This is a genomic window from Leclercia sp. EC_58, from assembly GCF_019584355.1.
GTDB lineage: Bacteria > Pseudomonadota > Gammaproteobacteria > Enterobacterales > Enterobacteriaceae > Enterobacter.
This window is the reverse complement of the sequence record NZ_VDAM01000001.1, coordinates 3,954,250-3,977,624: the sequence shown is the minus strand read 5'-3', so window position 1 is coordinate 3,977,624 and position 23,375 is coordinate 3,954,250. Positions and strand designations below refer to the sequence as shown.

At 55.7% G+C, this 23,375-nt stretch carries 27 protein-coding genes and 1 pseudogene; 8 read left to right on the top strand and 20 right to left on the bottom strand.

Going from position 1 to position 23,375, the window contains the following annotated elements; genetic code table 11:
• The first annotated feature begins 27 nt into the window (after window positions 1-27).
• The 3 genes from FHC51_RS19495 to dgcQ all read left to right on the top strand — a co-directional run bounded on the left by FHC51_RS19495 (window position 28) and on the right by dgcQ (window position 3,006).
• Window positions 28-945 carry a DUF808 domain-containing protein gene (locus FHC51_RS19495; protein WP_103822459.1) on the top strand — a complete coding sequence of 306 codons (918 nt, stop codon included), beginning with the start codon at window positions 28-30 and terminating at the stop codon, window positions 943-945.
• A 78-nt stretch (window positions 946-1,023) separates the two neighbouring features.
• Entirely contained in the window at window positions 1,024-1,206 is a 183-nt protein-coding gene (locus FHC51_RS19490; protein WP_103822458.1) for a YodC family protein, read from the top strand.
• A 126-nt stretch (window positions 1,207-1,332) separates the two neighbouring features.
• Window positions 1,333-3,006 (top strand): cellulose biosynthesis regulator diguanylate cyclase DgcQ, encoded by a 1,674-nt coding sequence (dgcQ, locus tag FHC51_RS19485; protein ID WP_309236355.1) that lies wholly within the window; start codon window positions 1,333-1,335, stop codon window positions 3,004-3,006.
• On the opposite strand, the gene FHC51_RS19480 is transcribed toward dgcQ, so the two are convergent.
• The gene (locus FHC51_RS19480) at window positions 2,988-3,800 is read right to left on the bottom strand and encodes a mannosyl-3-phosphoglycerate phosphatase-related protein (RefSeq protein ID WP_103822456.1); all 813 of its coding nucleotides are present in this window, start codon (window positions 3,798-3,800) and stop codon (window positions 2,988-2,990) included. The two genes, dgcQ and FHC51_RS19480, sit on opposite strands and share 19 nt — an antisense overlap.
• A gap of 299 nt (window positions 3,801-4,099) precedes the next feature.
• The gene (gene yodD, locus FHC51_RS19475; RefSeq protein WP_103822455.1) at window positions 4,100-4,327 is read right to left on the bottom strand and encodes a YodD family peroxide/acid resistance protein; all 228 of its coding nucleotides are present in this window, start codon (window positions 4,325-4,327) and stop codon (window positions 4,100-4,102) included.
• A 127-nt stretch (window positions 4,328-4,454) separates the two neighbouring features.
• Here yodD and dsrB point away from each other — a divergent pair, with 127 nt between their 5' ends.
• Window positions 4,455-4,643, top strand: a complete 189-nt coding sequence (gene dsrB / locus FHC51_RS19470; protein ID WP_197080098.1) for a protein DsrB — start codon at window positions 4,455-4,457, stop codon at window positions 4,641-4,643.
• Between the two features lie 92 nt (window positions 4,644-4,735).
• On the opposite strand, the gene rcsA is transcribed toward dsrB, so the two are convergent.
• From rcsA to fliF, 14 genes and pseudogenes are all read right to left on the bottom strand, one after another.
• Window positions 4,736-5,359 carry a transcriptional regulator RcsA gene (gene rcsA / locus FHC51_RS19465; protein WP_103822454.1) on the bottom strand — a complete coding sequence of 208 codons (624 nt, stop codon included), beginning with the start codon at window positions 5,357-5,359 and terminating at the stop codon, window positions 4,736-4,738.
• A 286-nt stretch (window positions 5,360-5,645) separates the two neighbouring features.
• Window positions 5,646-6,438 (bottom strand): annotated as a pseudogene (fliR, locus tag FHC51_RS19460) (flagellar biosynthetic protein FliR); the annotation flags it as partial.
• Window positions 6,439-6,440: 2 nt separating this feature from the next.
• Entirely contained in the window at window positions 6,441-6,710 is a 270-nt protein-coding gene (fliQ, locus tag FHC51_RS19455) for a flagellar biosynthesis protein FliQ (RefSeq protein ID WP_032612271.1), read from the bottom strand.
• Window positions 6,711-6,720: 10 nt separating this feature from the next.
• Entirely contained in the window at window positions 6,721-7,458 is a 738-nt protein-coding gene (fliP, locus tag FHC51_RS19450) for a flagellar type III secretion system pore protein FliP (protein WP_103180152.1), read from the bottom strand.
• Entirely contained in the window at window positions 7,458-7,832 is a 375-nt protein-coding gene (gene fliO, locus FHC51_RS19445; protein WP_220436380.1) for a flagellar biosynthetic protein FliO, read from the bottom strand. The genes fliP and fliO overlap by 1 nt, the downstream gene beginning before the upstream one ends.
• A gap of 2 nt (window positions 7,833-7,834) precedes the next feature.
• Window positions 7,835-8,248 (bottom strand): flagellar motor switch protein FliN, encoded by a 414-nt coding sequence (fliN, locus tag FHC51_RS19440; RefSeq protein ID WP_103180150.1) that lies wholly within the window; start codon window positions 8,246-8,248, stop codon window positions 7,835-7,837.
• On the bottom strand, window positions 8,245-9,249 hold the full coding sequence (gene fliM / locus FHC51_RS19435) for a flagellar motor switch protein FliM (protein ID WP_103180149.1): 1,005 nt from the start codon (window positions 9,247-9,249) through the stop codon (window positions 8,245-8,247). The genes fliN and fliM overlap by 4 nt, the downstream gene beginning before the upstream one ends.
• A gap of 4 nt (window positions 9,250-9,253) precedes the next feature.
• Window positions 9,254-9,721 (bottom strand): flagellar basal body-associated protein FliL, encoded by a 468-nt coding sequence (gene fliL / locus FHC51_RS19430; protein ID WP_103180148.1) that lies wholly within the window; start codon window positions 9,719-9,721, stop codon window positions 9,254-9,256.
• Window positions 9,722-9,832: 111 nt separating this feature from the next.
• Window positions 9,833-11,029 carry a flagellar hook length control protein FliK gene (gene fliK, locus FHC51_RS19425; protein WP_220436379.1) on the bottom strand — a complete coding sequence of 399 codons (1,197 nt, stop codon included), beginning with the start codon at window positions 11,027-11,029 and terminating at the stop codon, window positions 9,833-9,835.
• Window positions 11,026-11,469 (bottom strand): flagellar export protein FliJ, encoded by a 444-nt coding sequence (fliJ, locus tag FHC51_RS19420; RefSeq protein ID WP_103822450.1) that lies wholly within the window; start codon window positions 11,467-11,469, stop codon window positions 11,026-11,028. The genes fliK and fliJ overlap by 4 nt, the downstream gene beginning before the upstream one ends.
• A 20-nt stretch (window positions 11,470-11,489) precedes the next feature.
• Entirely contained in the window at window positions 11,490-12,860 is a 1,371-nt protein-coding gene (gene fliI, locus FHC51_RS19415) for a flagellar protein export ATPase FliI (protein WP_103822449.1), read from the bottom strand.
• Window positions 12,860-13,567 carry a flagellar assembly protein FliH gene (gene fliH, locus FHC51_RS19410; RefSeq protein WP_103822448.1) on the bottom strand — a complete coding sequence of 236 codons (708 nt, stop codon included), beginning with the start codon at window positions 13,565-13,567 and terminating at the stop codon, window positions 12,860-12,862. Before fliH ends, fliI begins: the two co-directional genes overlap by 1 nt.
• Complete coding sequence (gene fliG, locus FHC51_RS19405) at window positions 13,560-14,555, bottom strand: flagellar motor switch protein FliG (RefSeq protein ID WP_114314557.1); 996 nt, start codon at window positions 14,553-14,555, stop codon at window positions 13,560-13,562. Before fliG ends, fliH begins: the two co-directional genes overlap by 8 nt.
• A complete protein-coding gene (gene fliF / locus FHC51_RS19400) occupies window positions 14,548-16,227 on the bottom strand; it encodes a flagellar basal-body MS-ring/collar protein FliF (protein ID WP_220436378.1) in 1,680 nt (559 codons plus the stop codon). The genes fliG and fliF overlap by 8 nt, the downstream gene beginning before the upstream one ends.
• A gap of 227 nt (window positions 16,228-16,454) precedes the next feature.
• On the opposite strand from fliF, the gene fliE reads away from it, so the two are divergent.
• A complete protein-coding gene (fliE, locus tag FHC51_RS19395) occupies window positions 16,455-16,769 on the top strand; it encodes a flagellar hook-basal body complex protein FliE (RefSeq protein ID WP_220436377.1) in 315 nt (104 codons plus the stop codon).
• Window positions 16,770-16,837: 68 nt separating this feature from the next.
• Window positions 16,838-17,251: a lipoprotein YedD gene (yedD, locus tag FHC51_RS19390; RefSeq protein WP_103822444.1), complete on the top strand. Its 414-nt coding sequence runs from the start codon at window positions 16,838-16,840 to the stop codon at window positions 17,249-17,251.
• 50 nt (window positions 17,252-17,301) lie between these two features.
• Here yedD and amyA read toward each other — a convergent pair whose 3' ends face one another.
• The 4 genes from amyA to fliD form a co-directional block, all read right to left on the bottom strand.
• Window positions 17,302-18,786: an alpha-amylase gene (gene amyA, locus FHC51_RS19385; RefSeq protein ID WP_220436376.1), complete on the bottom strand. Its 1,485-nt coding sequence runs from the start codon at window positions 18,784-18,786 to the stop codon at window positions 17,302-17,304.
• A gap of 102 nt (window positions 18,787-18,888) precedes the next feature.
• A complete protein-coding gene (gene fliT / locus FHC51_RS19380; protein ID WP_103180134.1) occupies window positions 18,889-19,248 on the bottom strand; it encodes a flagella biosynthesis regulatory protein FliT in 360 nt (119 codons plus the stop codon).
• Window positions 19,248-19,658 (bottom strand): flagellar export chaperone FliS, encoded by a 411-nt coding sequence (fliS, locus tag FHC51_RS19375; RefSeq protein ID WP_220436375.1) that lies wholly within the window; start codon window positions 19,656-19,658, stop codon window positions 19,248-19,250. Before fliS ends, fliT begins: the two co-directional genes overlap by 1 nt.
• Window positions 19,659-19,679: 21 nt before the next feature.
• Complete coding sequence (gene fliD / locus FHC51_RS19370; protein WP_220436374.1) at window positions 19,680-21,083, bottom strand: flagellar filament capping protein FliD; 1,404 nt, start codon at window positions 21,081-21,083, stop codon at window positions 19,680-19,682.
• A gap of 236 nt (window positions 21,084-21,319) precedes the next feature.
• On the opposite strand from fliD, the gene FHC51_RS19365 reads away from it, so the two are divergent.
• Together FHC51_RS19365 and FHC51_RS19360 are read left to right on the top strand one after the other, a co-directional pair.
• Window positions 21,320-22,255, top strand: a complete 936-nt coding sequence (locus tag FHC51_RS19365; protein ID WP_255584923.1) for a flagellin — start codon at window positions 21,320-21,322, stop codon at window positions 22,253-22,255.
• Window positions 22,256-22,437: 182 nt separating this feature from the next.
• Entirely contained in the window at window positions 22,438-23,373 is a 936-nt protein-coding gene (locus FHC51_RS19360) for a flagellin (protein WP_255584923.1), read from the top strand.
• Window positions 23,374-23,375: the final 2 nt, after the last annotated feature.

The window sequence follows — 23,375 nt, the reverse complement described above, 5'->3', positions numbered from 1 at the left end:
TAATTAACAAAAAGAAGGAACCTTATTTTGGCGGGAAGTAGCTTATTAACACTGCTGGATGATATCGCCACGCTGCTGGACGATATTTCACTGATGGGAAAACTGGCGGCGAAAAAGACCGCAGGCGTGCTGGGTGACGATTTGTCGTTAAACGCTCAGCAGGTGACGGGCGTGCGTGCCAACCGGGAGCTGCCCGTGGTCTGGGCCGTGGCGAAGGGATCGTTACTCAATAAAGTGATCCTCGTGCCGCTGGCGCTGCTGATCAGCGCCTTTATCCCATGGGCCATTACGCCGCTGCTGATGATCGGCGGGGCGTTTCTCTGTTTTGAAGGGGCAGAGAAAATCCTTCACTCTATCGAATCGCGTAAAGACAAGGAGAAGGAGTCCCCGGCCGCGCGGCAGCAACGCCTGGAAGCGCTGGCTGCAAAGGATCCCGTTGCGTTTGAGCGCGATAAGGTGAAGGGGGCTATCCGCACCGACTTTATTCTGTCGGCGGAAATTGTCGCCATCACCCTGGGTATCGTGGCGGATGCGCCGCTGCTGAATCAGGTGCTGGTGCTCTCCGGGATCGCCGTTCTGGTGACCATTGGGGTTTACGGTCTGGTAGGGCTTATTGTCAAACTGGACGATATCGGCTACTGGCTGAACGAAAAGGGCAATGCGCTGGCGAAGACGACCGGCAAAGCGCTGCTGGTGATAGCGCCCTGGCTGATGAAGTCATTGTCGGTGATTGGCACCCTGGCGATGTTCCTGGTCGGCGGCGGGATTGTGGTGCACGGTATTGCGCCGCTACATCATGCCATTGAACACTTCGCTGAGGCGCAAGGGGCTGTTATCGCAGCCATTTTACCGACGTTACTCAATCTGGTTCTCGGCTTTATCATTGGCCTCATCGTCGTCGGAGTGGTAAAAGTTGTGGAAAAAATGCGAGGTCGCTCGCATTAATAAATTGCAGCTATACCAGGCGTAACTGCTATTCCTCGTCTAAATTGATACAGTTTCACACTGATAAAGGAGGCGGTTATGGTCTTTCTGGTCAGCGATGAAGTTAAGCCTAAAAATGGCGGTCCAAGTATGGTCGTCACCGGCTATGCAAGCGGAATGGTAGAGTGTCGCTGGTACGACGGTTACGGCATCAAGCAGGAAGCGTTTCGTGAAGATGAGCTTCAGCATGGTGATGGCACCCGGCGACAGGACAAGGCTTAAGTCACGCTACGCCCGGCACTGCCGGGCGTTTTTGTAGGTTATAATCGCGCCAACAGCAGTAACATAGCAAAATCAGTCAGGCTTTGACGTCATACGGATGGCAAAGGTGGCTTTCGCGGAGTGTGTGTGAAGCACGACATCGTTTCAGGAAAAGAGGCTTTTACGACACAACATCGCTTTCATCCGGGCCGGGTTGTTAACATCTGCTTTATTGTCGTCCTCATCTTCTCCACGCTGTTGACCTGGCGTGAAGCCGTGGTGCTGGAGGATGCGTACGCCGCCAGCCAGAAAAACCATCTGGAAACGGTGGCCAATTCACTGGATCGTCAGCTTGAGTTCAGCGTGGAAAAGCTGCTGTTCTTTCGCAACGGCATGGACGATGCTCTGGAAGCCCCTCTCGCCTCAACGCTGTTGCGTAATTCCGTCGCCCATTTTAAAGATCTGCAGGAACAAACGTTCTGGCAGCTGACCTTCGACGCGCGGCGCACCTTACCCATAAACGGCGTGTCTGATGCCTTTGTGGAGCAAACCACCAGCCTGAGACGCGACGAGGAGCGGCTCGCAAAGGAGTTGAGCGCCACCTTTGAAATGGGCTATTTGCTGCGTATTAATTCTCCATCGGCACACGCGAAGCGCGTGGTCTATGTCTCCCGCGCCGGGTTTTACGTCTCGACCGATCCCGCCGACTGGGCCGCGGATGTGGTATCCCGCTACTATCAGCTGGTGACCAGCCCCTGGTACACCGGGCAATCGGAGCGTGAGAACCGGACCCGCAGCGTGCGCTGGTTTACCCACGATGCGGACGAACGCACCGTTACCGTCAGCGTGCCGGTTGATTATCAACACTACTGGTACGGCGCGCTGGCGTTAGACTTTACCCTCCCCGGGCTGAATAAACTGCTGCAGGATGCGGTAGACGGCAACGGTGAAGGGGAGTTCCAGCTCTATGATAAAAGCTTTAACCTGCTCGCCACGTCGGAGAGTGTTGCTGACAACGTGAACCATTTCGACGAGCGCGAGCGGGCGCAAATTGCCGCTGCTCTGGAAAAGGATACCGAAGGGGATATCCGTCTGGGGAGCCGCTACGTCAACTGGCATCATCTGGATCATTTCAATGGCCTTGTGCTGCGCATCCACACCCTGAGAGAAGGGGCGAATGGCGATTTCGGCAGCATTACTATCGCGCTGGCGCTGCTGTGGCTGCTCTTCACCGCCATGCTGGTTGGCTCGTGGTTTGTCATCCGCCGGATGGTCAGCAATATGTACCGCCTGCAACACTCGCTGCAGTGGCAGGCCTGGCACGATCCGCTGACCCGCATAAATAACCGTGGCGCGCTCTTTGAGCGGGCTAAAGCGCTGGCGAAGCGGTGTGAACAGCAAAAGCAGCCTTACTCGGTAATGCAGATGGACCTTGACCATTTCAAACGGATTAACGACAGATTTGGTCACCAGGCGGGGGATAAAGTGCTGACGCATACGGCCGGATTGATCACCCGTACGATACGGGAGACAGACGTTGCCGGGCGGATCGGGGGAGAAGAGTTCTGCGTTGTGTTACCGGACACCGGGCCGGAGCAGGCGATGGCGATTGCCGAGCGGATCCGCGAGCGCATCAATCGCCGGGAGATCCTGGTGAAAAAGAGCCAGACGACGCGGGTTAGCGTGTCGATTGGCGTCAGCAGTGCGCAGGAAAACGGCCATTACGATTTTGAACAGCTGCAGTCCATCGTCGACGCCCGGCTTTACCAGGCGAAGCAGCGAGGACGCAATCAGGTTGTGGGTCAGGATGAGAAGAAGTGATCCAGCGCTTCACGCCAGCCTGCAGGGCCAGGCTGGTGAGTATGGTAGACCCGTGCCGGGTCGTCGTTTTTAAGCGTGATACCCTGGCGATTAATGCCTTTAACTACCACCGCAAAATCGACGCTATCCAGCAGCGGGGCGTCGTTTGGCCCGTCACCCAGGCCGAGGGTAGTGGGAAGCGCGCCTTCGCGATCCAGGTACTGCTCGTTGAGCCAGTTAATCGCCTGATCTTTGCCGCCGCGCTCATCCAGGACGTGCCAGAACCGCGCGCCCTGAACAAATTTCAGCCCCAGCCCGGCCAGCGCCTCCTCAAACGCGACCATTCTTTCATCGCTGTCGCGCCAGATGAGCGTTACCGAGGCTTCATGCAGTTTCGCCAGCCCCGCGCGCGCATTATTAAGCCCGGTCCATTCGCCAATGACCCGCTCGTCCACGTCATCAAAAGTGGTGAATTTATAACCTTCCCGGGTGCGGAGCTGATTGAGGATGTTAACGATATCGGCATGGGAAGCGCCATTAATTAACCGTGGGGCGTTGGGATGGTCATCCCAGCGGACATCCAGCTGGATCACCGCGCCGTTTTCGGCAATAAAGGGCAGCCCCTCCAGCCCCAGATCGCTCTGGATCTCCAGCATCTCCGCCGCGGTTTTGCTGCTGCAAAGAATCACCGGGATCTGATGGTCCTGTAAGATCTCCAGCCAGCCAAGTGCGGGCTGCCAGTCATAGGTGTGAATGTCCAGCAATGTGCCGTCCAGATCGCTGTAGATGAGCAACGGGTCATCAAGTGAAGGCATAGCATCTCCCGTAACAGATAAAGGTCCATGATAGGATTTTTCTTAAAAGCCAGACCTGTAAAACGATGTTCTTATGGAACCGATCCCGCGCGCCCCGCGGCCCACGCCAGTTGGGGAACCATAACCAATATTTTAATTTCACCTGGCGACTATAAATGTGAAGAATATTTCCTTGTCTTGCAAAAAATTTGCAGATAATGTTTACCCGACATCAGATTTCCTGGTGTAACGAATTTACAAGTGCTTCTTGCATACGCAAGCTTCATCCCGGTCACCCCATGACCGGGATTTTTTTCGCCTCAGCGATTCACTTCTGTGACGCTGAAATCATGGATATCCAGCTCAAAGGCTTCTGCCAGTTCGCGCCAGGTGTGGTAATCCCGGTCGTTCACTCTCACCCTTGTGGGGTCATCCTCTATGCGCTGTACTTCGCTCTCGCTGATTTCATTGATCGCGGCGAGCAAGGCATCCACATCAACATTCACTTCCCGTTTAGCCGTTTCGCTGTACTCTTTTTCGGTCTTCATTGCGTACTCCTCGTTTACCCTTCACAGCTTTAAGTATAGACCGCCGATAAAAGCGGCAAACGCGCAGCAGCACGCTGCCAGTTTTCACGTTTTGTTCTACACTGGCTCAAAACCAGAGGAGGATTTTATGAACGTCAACGATCGGGTTACAGTGAAAACCGACGGCGGGCCGCGTCGCCCGGGGGTGGTACTGGCAGTTGAGCAGTTTAATGAAGGCACGATGTATCTGGTCTCGCTGGAAGACTACCCGCTCGGGATCTGGTTCTTTAACGAGTACGGCCATCCTGACGGCATTTTCGTTGAGAGCGTCGAGTAACATGCGTGTCGGCTGGTGCGAGCTGGCGCGGCCGAAATGAAAAATCTCTGGCATAGCCAGAGATCGGATTGCGTAGCAAAAAAGGGAAGGGGTTAACGCAGATTAACGTAAATTCCGTTGGTCACATTGTCGGTCAGACGAACGACATGATAGATCACTTGCTTATTATGCGTTTTTATCTTCCTTTTAATATTTCCTTTATGTGACGACACGGTTTTCGCCTTGATATTCATCTGGTCTGAAATCTGGATCGTTCCTTGTCCGGCCATCCACATTCGTAGCATGCTGGATTCAGTTCGGCTTAATGATAAAGTGGGAAAATTAAATTCGGCTACACTCTTTATCTCTTTGTTTAAATAATCCCCGATCAGTTCATCCAGCGATTCCGGTTTAATAGATTTCGAACTAATCAGAAGATTCTGACGCACTCGCAAATATTCATCGAAATGGATATTGGCTATAGCCATAAAAACAATAAACAGGGTGCCGGGATGCTGATTAATGATCTGCTTTATTTGCTGACTGTTGGCGGGATCGTGAATGAAACAGTCCTCATTAATAAACACCACACCTGGCGTAAAGGTGTCACATGCGGCGGCAAGCTCGTCTACCGTATGTACGTCGTTGATCTCTTTTTTCTTTACTCCTCTGCTGGCCAGATACCCGGTTAACCCTAGCCGGGTGTAACTGCATAAATCCATAATGATCGTTGACATGGCATACCCTCACTCAATGCATAACGATAATTAACCACCTGCCTGAGAGCTCTATAACAGCCAAACGGGATGGAAAAATAAATTACCTGTGAGCATTACATGGACTTTCAGGCAAACTCACTATCCCGTAAAGTTACGTATAATTTGCCAGGAAACATCTTAAAGTAAAGTAAATGTTGAATAATGTGAGGGGTATAAAAGCATTAAACCCGCTCCAGATATATCCTGGCAGATGTTTCTCGTTTTCTTTTTTAGGAATATCCTCAGAAAGACAATATAAAAAACAGGGGTTATTACTTCACAGAAAGTTCGCGCACAATATTGGCCAGCAGATTAAATATTTCACTGAATAAATGTTCGCAGAATGGCGCAATAAGCGGCATTAAGAGGCCGATAAGCAGAAGGCCAATGGTAAGGGTGATTGGGAAACCAATGACAAACACCGACAACTGTGGCGCCATGCGGTTGAGTAAACCCAACGCCAGGTTGACGATCAGGAGCAGGGTAATCAGCGGCAGCGCCAGCATCAGCCCGTTGAGGAAAATCAGCCCGGCCGCGCGGGTCAGGGCCATAAAGGCGTTACTGTTTACCGGTTCACCGCCAATCGGCAGGGTGTGGAAAGTATCCACCAGCATCGAAATCAGCCACAGATGTCCGTCGAAGGCCATAAACAGCAGCATCGCCAGCAGGTCGATGATACGGGCGATGATCGGCATGTTCAGCCGGCTGCCCGGGTCAAAGAAGGTGGCGAAGGAGAGACCCATCTGCAGGCCAATCAGCTCCCCGGCGGTACGCACGGCGGCAAAGGCAAACTGCATCGTAAAGCCAATGGCAACGCCAATCAGGATCTGCTGGAGCGCGACCCACAGCGCTGGCGCGGAGAAAATCGGGACATTTACCGGCGGCAGCGTCGGGGCCACGATGATAGTGATAAGAATAGCCAGGCCAATCTTGACCCGCTTGGGTATCGCCCGCTCGCTCAGGATCGGCGCGGTGGAGATCAGCGCCAGAATACGCAAGAGCGGCCAGAAGTAGAGGCCGAGCCACTCAAGCCATTGGATGCTGGTAACCTGCAGCATGCCTAGCCGATGATATAGGGCAGGTTGGTGAACAGATTGCGCATGTAATCCAGCAGCAGGTTCAGCATCCACGGCCCGGCGATAATGATTGCCACAAACACGGCGATGATTTTCGGGATAAACGACAGCGTCATCTCGTTAATCTGCGTGGCGGCCTGCAGGATACTGATAATCAGACCGGTGACCAGCGCCACCAGCAGCAGGGGAGCGGCAACGGAAATGGCGACTTTCATCGCTTCCGTGCCCATCATCATGACCGATTCTGGCGTCACCGGGCGCTCCTTAACTGTAGAAACTTTGTGCCAGCGACCCCACCAGCAGCTGCCAGCCGTCCACCAGGACAAAGAGCATCAGCTTGAAGGGCAGGGCGATGGTTGCCGGCGGCACCATCATCATCCCCAGCGCCATCAGGACGCTGGCGATCACCAGGTCGATAATCAAAAACGGAATGAAGATCGTAAAACCAATCTGGAAGGCGGTTTTCAGCTCGCTGGTGACGTAAGCGGGCAGCAGAATGCGCATCGGCACCGCCTCCGGCCCCTGGATCGGCCCGGCGTTCGCCAGACGGGCAAACAGCGCCAGGTCGGCTTCGCGGGTCTGACGCAGCATAAATTCCCGCAGCGGTTGCGCCCCTTTTTCCAGCGCCTCCTGCATGGAGATCTTCTCTTCGCTGAATGGCTGATAGGCGTCGGTGTAAATCTTGTCGATCACCGGCGACATAATGAAAAAGGTCAAAAACAGGGAGAGACCGAGCAGCACCTGGTTAGGCGGCGCGGAGGGGGTACCCAGGGCGTTTCGCAGCAGACCGAAGACGATGATGATGCGGGTGAAGCTGGTCATCATCAGCAGAATCGCCGGGATAAAGGTCAGCGAGGTGATAAACACCAGCGTCTGAACCGGCAGAGACCAGCTCTGGCCGCCATTGGCCATTGGCGTGGAGATCAGGCCTGGCAACTGGGCATACACGGCGGGAGCAAACAGGCCAACACCGGCAAGCGTAAGGGATAACAAACGGCGCATCACGATCTCCCGGAACGCTTAAGCAAACTCTTCATCACGGACTGAAAATCCTGTGGAACCTCTGTGCGACTCTCCTCAGAGACCGGCGCAGGCGGCAATTTATGCAGAATATTAATGTTTGAGGCGGTCACACCCAGCACCAGCCGGGCGTCTTCCACTTCTACGATCACCACGCGCTCACGCGGGCCCAGCGAGGTGCTGGCAGCGAGCTTCAGCCCGCGGGCACCGGCAGTTTTGCCCGCCAGTCCCACGCGTTTAGCCAGCCAGGCGGCAACGAGAATAAAGGCAATAATACCCAGCAGCGCGCCGCTGACCTGAAGCAGCGGCGAACTTGGCACCGCAGAGGGCTGAGAGACGACTGCCTGGGTCTTCATGCTTAACGGCTCAGACGACGCATACGTTCAGACGGGGTAATGATGTCGGTGATACGCACGCCGTACTTATCGGCGACAACCACAACTTCACCCTGGGCGATCAGGTAGCCGTTGATCAGAATATCCAGCGGCTCACCGGCCAGGCCATCCAGCGCCACGACGGAACCTTGCGTCAGGCGCAGCAGCTCTTTGATGGTCATGCGGGTACGGCCCAGCTCCACGGTCAGCTTGACCGGGATATCCATAATCAGATCGATATCCTGCAGCGTACCGCTGACGTCGCCGCCGCCCAGCTGCTGGAATACCGAATCGGCAACGCTTTTGCTGGCCGGTGCTTTTTGTTCGTTTAACGCCTCAGCCCACAGATCGTCCAGTGCTCCGGTGTTGTCATCGGACGGATTGTTCATATCACTCATTTGGGCTGTTCCTCATTCAGAGAATTCAAAATCGGGTTGATCAGGTGCTCAACGCGTAACGCGTACTGATTATTCACGGTGCCATACTGGCTGGTCAGCACGGGCACGCCATCCACATGCGCAATGATGCGGTCGGGTTTTTCTATCGGCAGAACATCGCCGGGTTTTAATTTTAAGATCTGCGACAAACGCAGCGGCACATCGGCAAAATTAGCCACCAGCTCTAACTGGGAGTGCTGAACCTGGCGCACCAGGTTCTCACGCCAGTTCTGATCTTCATGGCGGGAGTTTTCCAGCGGCGGGTTCACCAGCACTTCGCGCAGCGGCTCAATCATGCTGAACGGCAGGCAGATATTAAACTCGCCGGTCAGGTTGCCGATCTCCACGTGGAATGGGGTGTTAACCACAATGTCGTTTGGCGAGGTGGTGATGTTGGTGAACTTCACCTGCATCTCGGAACGGACATACTCCACGTCCAGCGGGTGGATCGCCTTCCATGCGTCGCTGTAACCCTCAAGGGCCAGCTTCAGCATGCGGTTGATGACGCGCTGTTCGGTGTGGGTGAACTCACGCCCTTCCACTTTCGTCGGGAACCGTCCGTCGCCGCCGAAGAGGTTATCCACGGCGATAAACACCAGGCTTGGCGAGAAGACGAACAGACCCGTGCCGCGCAGTGGTTTCAGATGGATCAGGTTGAGGTTCGTCGGCACCGGCAGGTTACGGGCGAACTCATGATACGGCTGAATGCGGATCGCGCCGACGGTGATATCCGGGCTACGGCGCAGCAGGTTAAAGAGCCCCATACGGAACTGACGGGCAAAACGTTCGTTGATGATCTCCAGCGCCTGCAGACGCTCGCGCACCACGCGACGCTGGGTATTGGGATCGTAGGGGCGAATATCACTTTCGCCCGCCAGGCCCGCTTTTGGTTCGTCGGCTTTATCGCTGTCGCCGTTGAGCAGCGCATCGATTTCCGCCTGAGAAAGAATACTGTCGCCCATGTCGTTACCGCAGAATGAAAGCTGTATACAGAACGTCGGTGACTTCCTGCTTAGGTTGACCGCTGATCAGAGGCGCGGCCAGCGTTTGCTTAATGGCTTCCACCAGCTTCTGCTTACCTTCATCGGTAGAGAGCTGGGTGGCATCCTGACGAGAAAACAGCAGCAGCAGACGGCTGCGTACTTCCGGCAGGTATTCACTCAGACGCGCGCGCGTGGCTTCGTCTTTCAGACGCAGCGTAATGCCCACGTAAAAGACATGATCGGCGTCGCCCAGGTTAACGGTGAAGGTATCCAGCGCGAAAAAGACAGGTGCCGCCGGTGGGGGTGGTTCCACTTTGGCTTCGGCTGAAGGGGCTTTATTCATACGCCAGTAGCTGTAACCTGCGGTGGCGCAGGCGGCGAGCGTAATTAACACCAACAGCGGGATCCAGATGGAACGCTTACTTTTTTTGGTGATGGCGGAGTCAGTCATCTGTTGCGTGCTTCCTGTTTCGGGACTGCTAATGTGGTGATTATCCCGTGTCCTGTCGCCGTCAAAGGGTCGAAAAGACGGGGATAATCACGCTACCTCTGGCGTTTAGGTTTAGGCGAAGATATCGACGGCACTGTTTCCACGTGCTGCAGACTGCAGGGAGGCCGGTGCCGCCAGCAGCTCATCGCTCTCTTCATCAAATCCGCCAGCATTGCCGGCGCGGGATGCCTGCTGATGCTGAGAAGAGGATTGCTGTTGGCCGTTAAAGTTTTCACTGCTAATGCTGCTTTGCGTAAGCTGAATACCGTTTTCCGCCAGCTGAGTACGCAGCACCGGCAGCGCCGCTTCCAGCGCCGCGCGAACGTGGCTATGGCCTGACACCATCTGCAGCTGCGCCTGGTTATCATCCAGCTTAAGCGTGATTTGCACCTGGCCCAGATCTTCCGGGTGCAGACGCAGCTCGGCGCTCTGCTGACCCTGACGGGTGAACAGCGTGATGTGCTGGCTGATAGTCTGCTGCCATTCATTGCTACCCAACTGGGCGCTGACCACCGGTGCGGCGGCCATCGTCGGCTGAGCAGAGGTAAGATTGCTGACAATCGGCCCCATCGTGGCGGTTGGCCCGGTCGGGGATGGCGTGGTCTCTGCGCCCTGTTTGGTCGTTGCCGCGGCGACGGCTGGCGTCAGTTGGTTATCGGAAGCAAGCTCCGCACCTTTATCCTGGGCCACGGTTTTCGCGGTGCGCAGCGCATCGGTATCCAGCGCTGGCTGATGACCACGATCGCCGTTCAGCGTCGCCTTCACATCCAGACTCCCGGCGCTCACTGACTGAGGGGTAGCCGCGGTTGCGGTCTGCTGGTGGGGCAGCATCGCCATTAAGGCGCTTAATCCCGCCAGCTCTTCCTCGCTGAGCTCCGTTTTGCTGTCAGCCTCTTTAGCGGCCTGGGTCAACGATTTCAGCACCTCGCTTTTGGCGACCGGCAGCAGGCCGTGCGCCAGCCCCGGCTGGCTGGCATCTTCATCGGATAGCGTCAGATCCTGACGCGCCAGCAGCTCGGTAAGCTTGCCGGCATCGGCGTCAACGTCGCTATCAGCGGCGCCGGTTTGCAGCGCCGCTTTGGCGAACTTGCCGCCCGATGTCTGGAGATCGTTCAGCGTCAGGCCGACATCTTTGCCCTGACCTTTAGCATCGCTTAACGCGCCCGCCAGCAGGGCAAGAAAATCCTGCGCGCCGTCGGCCGCTTTTCCGCCCCGCGTGCCAGCCGTAAGATCGCTGTCGCTCGAAAGCAGTTGTTGAAGGGTGATCATTCCTGGGTCCTCATTGTTGCCCGCTGGGCAAATTCATCCATTTTTTTCTGATCGAGACGGCTTTCCGCCAGGGTTGCGGCGGCAATCTGGCGATCCTGCAGTGTCTGCCAGGCCTGTAAACGCTGTTTTTTCTCTCGCCAGGCCGTCAGCGCAAGGTCGACTTTATTGCTCCACTGAACCACCTGCTGACGATGCTGTTCGATCGCTTTCTCCAGCGTCTGGATGAACTGTTGGTAGTTGATCCAGCGCTGGCTGCCGATGCCCTGTGTCATATCGGTATTGAGGTTGGTGCGATACTCATGCTGGTAGTCAATCAACATCTTCAGCTGCTCTTCCGCCTGTTGCTGTCCGCGACGCATCACCCCAAGGTGCTGCGCGGCATTATCAACGTCTTTCTCGGCCAGATCTTTCAGCGTGGTTAATGCGCCGTGTTGTGCCATGACATTCGCCCTCTACCCTGTTACACCTGCGGGAAGATCATCTCCAGAGCCTGGATTGAGCTTTCCCAGTCGGCCTTCTCAAAAATACCCTGCTGCAGATACGCCTCCAGATGCGGCCACAGGGCAATCGCCTTGTCGAGCATCGGATCGCTGCCTTTGGCATACGCCCCCACGCTGACCAGATCGCGGTTGCGCTGGAAGCTGGAGAGCAGCTGTTTGAAGTTACGCACCCGGGCGTAATGCTTCTCGGTAATCAGTGCCGTCATCGCACGGCTGATGGAGGCTTCGATATCGATGGCCGGATAGTGGCCCGCCTCAGCCAGACGGCGCGACAGGACGATATGGCCGTCGAGGATCGCACGTGCCGAGTCGGCAATCGGGTCCTGCTGGTCGTCGCCTTCGGTCAGCACCGTGTAAAAGGCGGTAATGGAGCCCCCGCCGTTGATGCCGTTCCCGGCGCGCTCAACCAGCGCCGGGAGTTTGGCAAACACCGAAGGCGGGTAGCCTTTGGTGGCCGGTGGCTCGCCAATCGCCAGGGCGATCTCACGCTGGGCCATCGCATAACGGGTCAGGGAGTCCATGATCAGCAGCACGTGCTGACCGCGGTCGCGAAAATCTTCGGCGATACGGGTGGCATAGGCGGCCCCCTGCATGCGCAGCAGGGGAGAGACGTCTGCCGGGGCGGCAATCACCACCGAGCGGGCACGCCCCTCCGCACCGAGGATGTTCTCGATAAAATCTTTAACTTCACGGCCACGCTCGCCAATCAGCCCCACCACGATAACGTCGGCCTGGGTGTAGCGGGCCATCATGCCGAGCAGCACCGATTTCCCGACGCCGGAGCCAGCAAAGAGGCCCATACGCTGGCCGCGACCGACGGTCAGCAGGGCGTTGATCGGGCGAACGCCGGTATCCAGCACGTGCTCGATCGGCGTGCGTTGTAACGGGTTGAAAGGCGGCGTAACCAGCGCCCCGGTTTCGGTGGTGTCGGGGGCGGGCAGGCCATCCAGCGGCTTACCGGCGCCGTCCAGCACCCGTCCGAGCAGCGCCGGGCCGAGCGGCAGTTGCTTGCCGCTGTGCAGTCCGTCGCTGGAGAAATTTTTGGCATAGACCCGCGCGCCGGGCAGCACGCCTTCGACCTCTTCCAGCGGCATTAAGAACAGACGCTGGCCGTTAAAGCCGACCACTTCGCTCTCGACTTCGTGGATCTCGTTACCGTCTTGCCGTTCGATAATGCAGGTGGCCCCCAGCGGCAGTTGCAGACCCGTCGCCTCCAGTACCAGACCGGTGGCGCGGGTTAAGCGGCCATAACGACGAACGGGGGGCAGCTGCGCCATCTTCGCTTCAAAGTTGTCGAGGGTGGTGAGCCAGCGGGTGAGGCGAGCGGTCATCAGATGACTCCCGGTGCCGCCAGGCGGCACAGTTCCTGCCAGCGGGTTGCCACGCTGGCATCCAGATCCCCTTCATCGGCAGAGACTTTGCAGCCGCCGTGATGCAGGGTCGGATCGCCGCGCAGACGCCAGCCGTGCAGGCTCAGGGTCGCGCCGAGCATCTCTTCCACGCGCTGCAGATCGTCCGGGTGAACGCGCAGCTGCGGTTTGCCGCTGAACAAGGGCTCCTGCTGCAGCAGACTCTGGATCTGTTTGATCAGCGATGAATTATCCACCGGCGGGGTGTGGCCGATGACCTGGCGTGCCGCCTCGAGCGCCATCTGCATCAGGCGCGAAGCGATAACGCTGTCCAGCGCGTCCAGTGTATTCTGGAACTCGCTCACCAGCTGTTGCATCCGGGCATGGATCGGCGCCTGCTGGGCACGCGCCTGCTCTAAACCCTGGGCCAGCCCCTGAGCCAGACCTTCCTGATAGCCCTGCTCCTGGCCCTTCTGCCGGCCTTCGTTCAGACCGGCCGCGTAGCCTTGATCGTGCGCCTGCATCTGGATCTGCGCCAGCTGCTGCGCGCGCTGCTCCTCTTCGCTCAGCTCTGGCTCGTCCTCCTCCTCACCCAGCCCGGCAGGGTCGACGGTCGCAGGCACAAATTCCGCGCGGGGAGGGGAGAGGTCGTCCGGGGTCCAGACCTTCCACGGCAGTTCATCAGACATAGGTATCCTCGCCGCTGCCTACGACCATCTCGCCGGTTTCTGCCAGACGACGCACAATAAGCAGGATCGCTTTCTGTTCGTTTTCCACCTGAGACAGACGCACCGGACCACGGTTGGCAAGGTCGTCGCGCAGGATATCCGCCGCACGCTGGGACATGTTGCGCAGGAACTTCTCGCGCAGCGGCTGTTCGGCGCCTTTGAGGGCGATAAGCAGCGATTCGGAGTCCACTTCCTGCAGCAGGCGCTGGATACTGCGGTCGTCCACGTCGACCAGGTTTTCGAACAGGAACATCTCGTCAATAATTTTCTGCGCCAGTTCGCCGTCGAATTCGCGCACTGCGGTAATAACCGCCTCTTCCTGCTGCGTTTTCATCAGGTTGATAATTTCGGCCGCCGTTCTCACGCCGCCCATTTTGCTGCGCTTGAGGTTCTGGCCGTCGAGCAGGCCATTCAGCACCTCGGTCAGTTCCGCCAGTGCCGCCGGCTGGACGCCGCCGAAGGTGGCGATACGCAGCATCACATCGTGACGCAGGCGCTCGTCGAACAGCGCCAGAATATCCGCCGCCTGACCACGCTTGAGGTGGACCAGGATGGTGGCGATGATCTGCGGATGCTCGTCGCGAATAAGATCGGCTGCGGTCTGCGGCTCCATAAAGTTGAGCGTTTCGATGCCGCTGGCGGTATCGCGGGTCTCGAGAATATCTTCCAGCAGGCTGGCCGCGCGCTCTTCGCCGAGGGCTTTGACCAGCACCGAACGCAGGTATTCGTTGGCATTGACGTTGAGCGCCGCAAACTGTTCCGCTTCCTGCTCAAACTCCGACAGCACGTCGGTCAGCTGTTTGTTGGAGATCTGACGCACGTTGGCCATTGCCGCACTGAGAACCTGCACTTCGCGCTGGGAGAGGTGTTTGAACACCTCTGCCGCCCGGTCCTCGCCAATGGTCATCAACAGGATGACGCTTTTATCCGTTCCGGTAAGGTTACTCATTTTCGTTACTCATCCACTGGCGAATGACCAGCGCCACGACGCGCGGATCGTTATCTGACATTTCGCGAATACGCTGGCTCATCACTTCAGCGCCCATGCGCTGGTTAGCACGGCGCTGCTGCAGCTGCTCGTCTTTGCTGAGACGGACCTCCACCGCTTCTTCTGTTTCCTGACGCAGCGTGGTCTGCTCCTTCAGCGCTTTCGCCTCTTCGGCGCGGCGTACCAACTGCGGACGTACCGCTTTACGCCACAGCAGCCAGGCGACAATCACCACCAGCAGCCAGCGACCGGCATCCATCATCTGCGCGATAAAGTACTGGGTTTTCCAGAACGGCAGCTCACCGCTGTTATCGTCAACCGCGCTGAACGGCGAGTTCACCAAGTTGAGGGTATCGCCACGCTTCTCTGAGTAACCCATCGCTTCACGGGTCAGGTTTTCGATCTGTTTCATCTGCTCGGCGGTCAGCGGCAGCGGCTTACCGTCCGGCAGGGTTTTGTAGTTGACGACCACCGCCACGGAGAGGCGCTGCACATCACCGGTGTTCATTTTGGTGTGGCGAATAGTGCGATCAACTTCGTAGTTAGTGGTTTCGTTGCGGCTGCTGGTGCGCGGGCCGGAATTGGCCGCAGCCGTCGTTTGCTGCTGATTCGCCTGCTGACCGTTCTGCTGATTCTGCGCTGGCGCATTAATCGGCGCCGTGTTGGCCGGGGCAGGTTGGTTAGAGAGCGCACCCGGTACGCCGCCCGGGAAGGGGCCGCCCACCTGCAGGTTTTCGTTTACCTGACGCGAACGCATCACCGCCTGGGCGGCATCGCCGTTCGGACGATACTGCTCTTCGGTCTGCTCTTTATCGGAGAAATCGATCTGCGCGGTAACCTGGGCATGAACGTTGGTTGTCCCAACAATCGGCCCGAGAATGGCTTCGATGCGGCTCTGAATGCGATTTTCCACATCAGTGGCATATTTCAGCTGCGCGTCATTGAGATCGCGATCGCCGGTATTGGATTTGGTTAACAGGCGACCCGTCTGGTCCACCAGGGTCACATTACCCGGCGGTAAACCCGCCACGGCGCTGGAGACCAGATGCACCACCGCGCTGATCTGCCCTTCGTCCAGCGCGCGGCCAGGCTGCAGATTAACGGTGACGGATGCCGAAGGGGCTTTTTGCTCCCGGACAAACAGGGTAGGTTTCGGCATGGCCAGGTGAACACGGGCGCTTTTCAGCGGACCCAGCGTTTCGATGGTACGGGCCAGCTCGCCTTCCAGTGCGCGCTGATAGTTCACCTGCTCGCTGAACTGGCTGATGCCAAATTTTTCCTGATCCAGCAGTTCAAAGCCTACTGCCCCGCCTTTCGGCAGACCTTGCTGGGCAAGACGTAAGCGGAGTTCATGAACTTTATCGGCGGGGACTTCCAGCGCGCCGCCGTTATCCGCGAAGCGGTAAGGGACGTTCATCTGGGTGAGCTGGGTGACGATAGCGCCGCCATCCTGATCGGAAAGGTTGCTGAAAAGCGTGCGGTAGTCTGGTTGTTTGGCCCATAAGACCATAGCGACAACAATCGCGATGGCGGCAGCGCCTGCCACGATCAACGGCACTTTAGGGTTCGCGCGCAAGCGGCTCATCCATTCGAGAGATTTAGTTTGAGGGCTTGTTGTTGCTGACGCACTCATAGCGCACCTCGCGACTCATCGTGGATTTCATTATTAGTGTGGAGAAACAAAACAGACTCCCGGGTCGGCAAACACACAAAAAATTCCATAATCATGGCTGTGCCATTATTTGTTGAAACGGGAATTTCTATGCGTCAAATAACCTGGTTTTTTAACGCTATTTAGCGCCTTTATCTCATTGACAGACTGCTACTCTTGAGCGCGTAGAAAACCATCAGGGGAAAGTCATGGCAATACAGGGCATTGAAAGCGTCATCAGTCAACTGCAGGCAACGGCGTTGTCTGCGCGTAATCAGAACGTGGCTGATGTGCAGTCGACGGTCAGCTTCGCGGGCCAGCTGCATGCGGCGCTGGACCGGATCAGCGACACGCAAACCGCGGCGCGCGTGCAGGGCGAAAAATTCACCCTCGGCGTACCGGGCATTGGTCTGAACGATGTGATGGCCGATATGCAAAAAGCATCGGTGTCGATGCAGATGGGCATTCAGGTGCGTAATAAACTGATGCAGGCGTATCAGGACGTAATGTCTATGCAGGTTTAGTCCTTCTGGTGCTGGCGACGCGACCGCTTTAATGCCACACTATTTTTTTCGACATAGACGGAATCATGATGAAAAAAATAGCAATTATAGCGGGGCTGCTGGCCTTAACCGGCTGTGTGCAGGTCGACAGATATCAGGACGTGATCAAGCATCCTGTCCCGGCTGAACTGGCGGGTTACTGGCAGTCGAAAGGGCCGCAGAGCAGCATGGTCAGCCCGGAAGCGATCGCGACGCTGGTCGTGACACAAGAGGGGGATACCCTCGATTGCCGGCAGTGGCAGCGCGTGGTGGCCGTGCCGGGGAAAATCATGCTGCGTTCTGACGATTATTACAACGTCACCCGCAAGCTGGATATCTACCCGCTGGAGCGGGAAGGCTCCGCCATTGAGTACGATGGCATGATCCTGCAGCGCGTCGACAAACCTACCGTCGAGTGTGCAAATTACCTGAGTAAAAATCCGCTTGAGAGCAAGCTGCCTTAAGGGATTTGCAGGCCGGGCAGGGGCAACGCCGCCCGGCTATCAACGCCTTACTATTCCGCTTCTATAACCCACACGCTGACGCTGCCGCCGTTGCAGGTGAAGACGCCGGTACCGGTTTCGTCGGTGATGACGACCTCTTCCCGGTTACCGAGAAAATCTTTCCAGGTTTTATGGCCGTAGTTTTCCCCAAGCGTAATGGTTTTTTCGCCTTCGTCACCGTTAGAGAGCACCACCACGCAGCCGGGATTATCGTCCGTGCCGCTGCGGCTGAAGGCGATGCAGTTAGGGTGATCGAACCACAGGGTCTGAATGCCGTGAGCAAAGCGCTGGCGGGCGAGGATCAGCTGATCGAGCTGCTCAATCACCGGCATATCGATGTGGTACATCTCGCCGTCACCACCGGTATCGTCATAGCTGGCGCCGTACAAATCGGGGTAGAAGACGCTGGGAACGCCATTTTCGCGCAGTAAAATCAGGGCATAGGCCAACGGCTTAAACCAGGCTTCGACAGGGGCTTCAAGTGCCTGTAGCGGCTGGGTGTCATGGTTAGCGACCAGGGTCACCGCATGGAACGGAGCGGCCTCCACCAGGGTGCCGGTAAAGATCTGGCTCATGTCGTAATCACGTCCCTGCAGCGAGGCTTCGTGAAACTTCATGTGCAGCGGGGCGTCGAACAGCATGGTTTTTCCCTCCACCTGATCGATATATTGTCGCAGTTTATCAACATCTGGCGACCAGTATTCCGCCACGATAAACAGCGGTTTCGGCGCTACCTCCTGGACATGTTCGATCCACTCTTTATAGAACCAGGCCGGAATATGTTTCACCGCGTCCAGACGGAAGCCGTCGCACTGGGTTTGCTCCATCAGCCAGCGCGCCCAGTATTTGATCTCCTCGGTTACCGCACGGTTACGAAAATCGATGTTTTCGCCCATCAGGTAGTCAAAGTTCCCCATCTCGTTATCGACCTGATCGTTCCAGCCATCGCCGGTGTAATCATTGACGATCTTGAAGATGCCATTTTCATCAGGGTTTTCGATATGGTCGATGCCGCTGAAGCATTTGTAATCCCAGATGAATTTTGAATACTTTCCGGCGCGAACCGGGAAGGTGTAGCGGGTCCAGGCTTCACACTCGATAATCTCGTCATCGATCTGATTGCGATCGTCTGCGTTAACCCGCTGAACGCGGATGGCCTCTTTCTCGTCGGCACCCATCTTGTGGTTAACCACCACGTCCATCAGCACCGCGATATTGTTGCGTTTCAGCGCGTCGATAGCGGCCAACAGCTGGGTTTTGTCACCGTATTTGGTGGGAATAGATCCTTTTTGATCGAACTCGCCGAGATCGAAGAGATCGTAGCAGTCATAGCCGACAGAGTAGCCGCCGGTCGCGCCTTTATACGCCGGGGGCAGCCAGACCATGTTGATACCGATATCATTTAAGCCATCGGCGCGCTCGGCCACTTCCGGCCAGAGTTGACTGCCTTCAGGGTAATACCAGTGGAAGAACTGCAAGAGGGTGGGGTTTTTCATCTTCCGTGCTCCAGTTTAAGAACACAGAGAGTATGAGCGAGGCGGGGATATTTAGCGGGTGAAATAACGAAATATATTCACCCGCCTGTTATCAACCCCAGTTCAGATGTCCGTGGGGAAAAGAATATTGCCAGAGAGACGTCCATAAGTTGCATTCAGATTATGTTGTCGGGAGGAGTGCCCAACTAAAGTTCTCAGCTCGTCCATACGCTGTTGCAGCAAGGCTTTAAGCTCAATTTCATTATCGATGATCTGCCGGAGCATGGGGCGTATTTGCGCCTGTATGTGCGGCGCAATCTCGTTCGCATCCTGAAACTGTGTCAGTTTTTCAACGGCGGTTAAATACTTCACTTCAAAAGTAATTAGCTCATCCCAACGCCCCGATTTTGAAAGCGCCAGCATCGAGGCGCTGGTAGTTAACAGGTGTTGATAGTGTTGGAGCAATCCCAGATTGGCTTCCATTAGTTATTGTCCCGCATATGTTGAGAATTAGGGCCTATCTCTTTCCAGGCATCAGCGATGTTGTTGAGCAGCTCCATCACTTCATTAATGGCATCAATGTCATTATGAATATTGGCCTGTAAAAGACGTCTGGTCATATAGTCGTAGAGGCTGTCGAGATTGGTGGTCAACTCGCCACCAATCTCGTGATTTAGCCCAGACTGCAGACCGTTACTGATAATATTGATGGCTTTTCCCAGCGCCTGCCCTTTACCGGGAATGTCCCCTTGCTCAATCAATATGACGGCTTTTTTCATGGCGCTTAACGCGCCATCAAAAAGTAAAACCACCAGTTGATGCGGGCTGGCACTCAGGACGGCACTTTCAACACTAACCTGCGCATAGGCCTGAATTCCCGATTTTGTATACATCGTAAAACCTCAACTCATTCATTAACTGTTCATAGCATTGAACTGTTGGGTCAGATAGCTCCCGGTTTGATCCATGGAGGAGACCAGCTGACTCAAACTGGTAAATTGCGTTTTGTAGCGCGCCATGGTGGCTGTAATTTGCGCGTTAACACGGTCGTACTGGTCGGACAGATTTTTCAACGTTTTGTTGATGCCATCAGTGGCGCTTTTAACTGAACCTTCGTTGCCTAACATGTCTTTCAACAGGTTGCTGGTTTGCGTCGCCATGCCGGTTGTTTTACCGTCGCCGGAGAGGAATGCGAGCACGTCGGTAGTTTTATCCGTCAGAGCCTTACCTAACTTGGTGCTGTCCACGGTCAGCTTGCCGTTAATATCCTGGGTGATGCCCAGTTGCGACAGCGTCGCCAGTTCGCCGGTACCTTGCGCTGACGAGACCATAGAGCGCAGGCGAGTCTGGATATTACGCAGGGTGCCGTCGCCCAACAGGTCGCCGTTGCTAGAGTCCTGAGAACCATCGCCCTGTTTCACCGCGGTATATTTCGTCTGGTTGCTGATGGTCGTCTGCAACGAGTTATACGCATCGACAAAGGCCTGGATCGCATCGGTCATCGGCTGATTGTCTTTCGCAATCGACAATGTTTCCGGGCTGCCAACGTTGGTCTTGGTCAGGTTGAGCGTGACGCCTTCCGGGGCATCGGTAATGGCGTTGCTGCTACGGGTAATTTTGATGCCATTGATGTTAACAATGGCATCAGCCGCGGCAACCTGAACTTTCATTCCAGTTGATGAATCAAGCGGATCGTGGCTGATATATTTCGCCAGTTCGCTGTCATCGGTGGTGATCGTCATTTCGTTGGCGACACCGCTGTCACGCGAGGTCAGTGACAGATAGTAACTGTTGTCATCCGCTTTAATGATGCTGGCGGTTACGCTGCCTTGTTTAGCGTTAATCGCGTCACGTACATCTGCAAGGCTTGTCTTGTCGCTGGCCAGCGTTACTTTTAACGGATCTTTCTGACCTGGCTGCGTGATAGTGATCGTGCGCGAACTCATGCTGCTGTCGCCAAGATCGGTATCTTTGCTCGCTAATTTTGGGCTCAGCAGGGTTTGCGCTGCGGCCAGCTGCGTCACTTCTACCGAGTATGAGCCGGCCGAGGCACTGCTTGCCAGAGTGGCACTGAATGCCGTATTCGTGCTGGTCACTTTTGACTGAGCAATAGTAGAAGTATTTTTCAGTGCATCTGAAGCCGTTTGAAACTTGGTTAATGCAGTTTGTACCACGCCCCAGGCCGTCAATTTTGCTTTATAAGAGGTCTGCTGCTGGGTAATCGGCGTGAGTTTGGTCTGCTCGGCTGTCTGTAAATTGTCATACAACGTATTGAGATCCAGACTGGTACCTGCACCGAGTGAACTAATACTTGCCATGTTTTCATCCTTTATTGAGACAATCGCTGGATGCTCTATCGGCAGAAATTGCGAAAAGATTAGCTTTTTTTACCGTCTTCAATGCGGAAATTAAGCGGAAAAATAGCGGGCAGTTTGTCCCTTTAAAAAAATGATCTTTTTTCTAAAGGTTAGGAAGAGGAGGTCGATAATCAAGTTAGCGGTGAGAAAGCCGTAGGCAGATGCCTGAATCTGAAATATTTTTTAAGGAATACATCATGGCTGTTATTAATACTAACACCTTGTCTCTGATGACTCAGAACAACCTGAACAAATCCCAGTCTTCTCTGGGCACTGCAATTGAGCGTCTCTCGTCCGGTCTGCGTATCAACAGCGCAAAAGATGACGCTGCGGGCCAGGCGATTGCTAACCGCTTCACCTCAAACATCAACGGCCTGACCGTGGCGGCACGTAACGCCAACGACGGTATCTCCCTGGCACAGACCGCAGAAGGCGCGCTGGGCGAAATCAACAACAACCTGCAGCGTATCCGTGACCTGACCGTACAGGCGCAGAACAGCTCCAACTCCGCATCCGACGTTGACTCCATCCAGGCGGAAGTTAACGAGCGTATGAAAGAGATTGACCGTGTAACCAAACAGACCGATTTCAACGGCATTAAGGTGCTGAATACTGGTGCCAGCTCCAGCACCTACGACTTCCAGGTCGGCTCTAAAGACGATGAAACCATTGGCATCAAAATCAGCTCCAGCGACAGCTTCAACCTGGCTGCAGCTGGCTCGTCCGGCACCACACTCAATACCAAAGCGATGGCATCCGGTACTGATACCGTTAACGGCAACGCCCGTACCACCGAAGCTGTTGGTTTCGACGTACTGAAAGGCAAAGTAACCGGTGGCGCATCTGGCGCAGCTTCTGGCTCCACACCGCTGGCAGACATCGACGCGGCAATCAAGTCCGTTGACTCCCAGCGCAGCCTGCTGGGTGCATCCCAGAACCGTTTTGAATCTACAATCACCAATCTGAACAATACCGTAAGCAACCTGACAGCTGCACGCAGCCGCATTCAGGACTCCGACTATGCGACTGAAGTGTCCAACATGTCCCGCGCGCAGATCCTGCAGCAGGCTGGCTCTTCCGTACTGGCACAGGCCAACCAGGTTCCGCAGACCATGCTGTCCCTGCTGCGTTAATAAGCTAATACGATCTACTCAAAGCGCCGCTTGTCGGCGCTTTTTTAATTTCTGATTGGCAAAAAAATTCTTCAGAAAGCCTAAAGCTTCACTGCCTCGTGTCGATAACCTTAATGAAGGCGATGAGGCCGTTGGGCACATGCCGAAATAGCATTATCACTATTTAAACAAGGATATTTATCATGGCAGTGATCAACACTAACACCCTGTCTCTGATGACTCAGAACAACCTGAACAAATCCCAGTCTTCTCTGGGCACTGCAATTGAGCGTCTCTCGTCCGGTCTGCGTATCAACAGCGCAAAAGATGACGCTGCGGGCCAGGCGATTGCTAACCGCTTCACCTCAAACATCAACGGCCTGACCGTGGCGGCACGTAACGCCAACGACGGTATCTCCCTGGCACAGACCGCAGAAGGCGCGCTGGGCGAAATCAACAACAACCTGCAGCGTATCCGTGACCTGACCGTACAGGCGCAGAACAGCTCCAACTCCGCATCCGACGTTGACTCCATCCAGGCGGAAGTTAACGAGCGTATGAAAGAGATTGACCGTGTAACCAAACAGACCGATTTCAACGGCATTAAGGTGCTGAATACTGGTGCCAGCTCCAGCACCTACGACTTCCAGGTCGGCTCTAAAGACGATGAAACCATTGGCATCAAAATCAGCTCCAGCGACAGCTTCAACCTGGCTGCAGCTGGCTCGTCCGGCACCACACTCAATACCAAAGCGATGGCATCCGGTACTGATACCGTTAACGGCAACGCCCGTACCACCGAAGCTGTTGGTTTCGACGTACTGAAAGGCAAAGTAACCGGTGGCGCATCTGGCGCAGCTTCTGGCTCCACACCGCTGGCAGACATCGACGCGGCAATCAAGTCCGTTGACTCCCAGCGCAGCCTGCTGGGTGCATCCCAGAACCGTTTTGAATCTACAATCACCAATCTGAACAATACCGTAAGCAACCTGACAGCTGCACGCAGCCGCATTCAGGACTCCGACTATGCGACTGAAGTGTCCAACATGTCCCGTGCGCAGATCCTGCAGCAGGCTGGCTCTTCCGTACTGGCACAGGCCAACCAGGTTCCGCAGACCATGCTGTCCCTGCTGCGTTAATT

Bases quoted from the DNA above. Each gene is read 5' to 3' on its own strand.
- FHC51_RS19490 (WP_103822458.1), top strand. From the start codon at position 1,024: ATGGTCTTTCTGGTCAGCGATGAAGTTAAGCCTAAAAATGGCGGTCCA.
- FHC51_RS19480 (WP_103822456.1), bottom strand. From the start codon at position 3,800: ATGCCTTCACTTGATGACCCGTTGCTCATCTACAGCGATCTGGACGGC.
- yodD (WP_103822455.1), bottom strand. From the start codon at position 4,327: ATGAAGACCGAAAAAGAGTACAGCGAAACGGCTAAACGGGAAGTGAAT.
- dsrB (WP_197080098.1), top strand. From the start codon at position 4,455: ATGAACGTCAACGATCGGGTTACAGTGAAAACCGACGGCGGGCCGCGT.
- rcsA (WP_103822454.1), bottom strand. From the start codon at position 5,359: ATGTCAACGATCATTATGGATTTATGCAGTTACACCCGGCTAGGGTTA.
- fliP (WP_103180152.1), bottom strand. From the start codon at position 7,458: ATGCGCCGTTTGTTATCCCTTACGCTTGCCGGTGTTGGCCTGTTTGCT.
- fliO (WP_220436380.1), bottom strand. From the start codon at position 7,832: ATGAAGACCCAGGCAGTCGTCTCTCAGCCCTCTGCGGTGCCAAGTTCG.
- fliN (WP_103180150.1), bottom strand. From the start codon at position 8,248: ATGAGTGATATGAACAATCCGTCCGATGACAACACCGGAGCACTGGAC.
- fliM (WP_103180149.1), bottom strand. From the start codon at position 9,249: ATGGGCGACAGTATTCTTTCTCAGGCGGAAATCGATGCGCTGCTCAAC.
- fliL (WP_103180148.1), bottom strand. From the start codon at position 9,721: ATGACTGACTCCGCCATCACCAAAAAAAGTAAGCGTTCCATCTGGATC.
- fliK (WP_220436379.1), bottom strand. From the start codon at position 11,029: ATGATCACCCTTCAACAACTGCTTTCGAGCGACAGCGATCTTACGGCT.
- fliJ (WP_103822450.1), bottom strand. From the start codon at position 11,469: ATGGCACAACACGGCGCATTAACCACGCTGAAAGATCTGGCCGAGAAA.
- fliI (WP_103822449.1), bottom strand. From the start codon at position 12,860: ATGACCGCTCGCCTCACCCGCTGGCTCACCACCCTCGACAACTTTGAA.
- fliH (WP_103822448.1), bottom strand. From the start codon at position 13,567: ATGTCTGATGAACTGCCGTGGAAGGTCTGGACCCCGGACGACCTCTCC.
- fliG (WP_114314557.1), bottom strand. From the start codon at position 14,555: ATGAGTAACCTTACCGGAACGGATAAAAGCGTCATCCTGTTGATGACC.
- fliF (WP_220436378.1), bottom strand. From the start codon at position 16,227: ATGAGTGCGTCAGCAACAACAAGCCCTCAAACTAAATCTCTCGAATGG.
- fliE (WP_220436377.1), top strand. From the start codon at position 16,455: ATGGCAATACAGGGCATTGAAAGCGTCATCAGTCAACTGCAGGCAACG.
- yedD (WP_103822444.1), top strand. From the start codon at position 16,838: ATGAAAAAAATAGCAATTATAGCGGGGCTGCTGGCCTTAACCGGCTGT.
- amyA (WP_220436376.1), bottom strand. From the start codon at position 18,786: ATGAAAAACCCCACCCTCTTGCAGTTCTTCCACTGGTATTACCCTGAA.
- fliT (WP_103180134.1), bottom strand. From the start codon at position 19,248: ATGGAAGCCAATCTGGGATTGCTCCAACACTATCAACACCTGTTAACT.
- fliS (WP_220436375.1), bottom strand. From the start codon at position 19,658: ATGTATACAAAATCGGGAATTCAGGCCTATGCGCAGGTTAGTGTTGAA.
- fliD (WP_220436374.1), bottom strand. From the start codon at position 21,083: ATGGCAAGTATTAGTTCACTCGGTGCAGGTACCAGTCTGGATCTCAAT.
- FHC51_RS19365 (WP_255584923.1), top strand. From the start codon at position 21,320: ATGGCTGTTATTAATACTAACACCTTGTCTCTGATGACTCAGAACAAC.
- FHC51_RS19360 (WP_255584923.1), top strand. From the start codon at position 22,438: ATGGCAGTGATCAACACTAACACCCTGTCTCTGATGACTCAGAACAAC.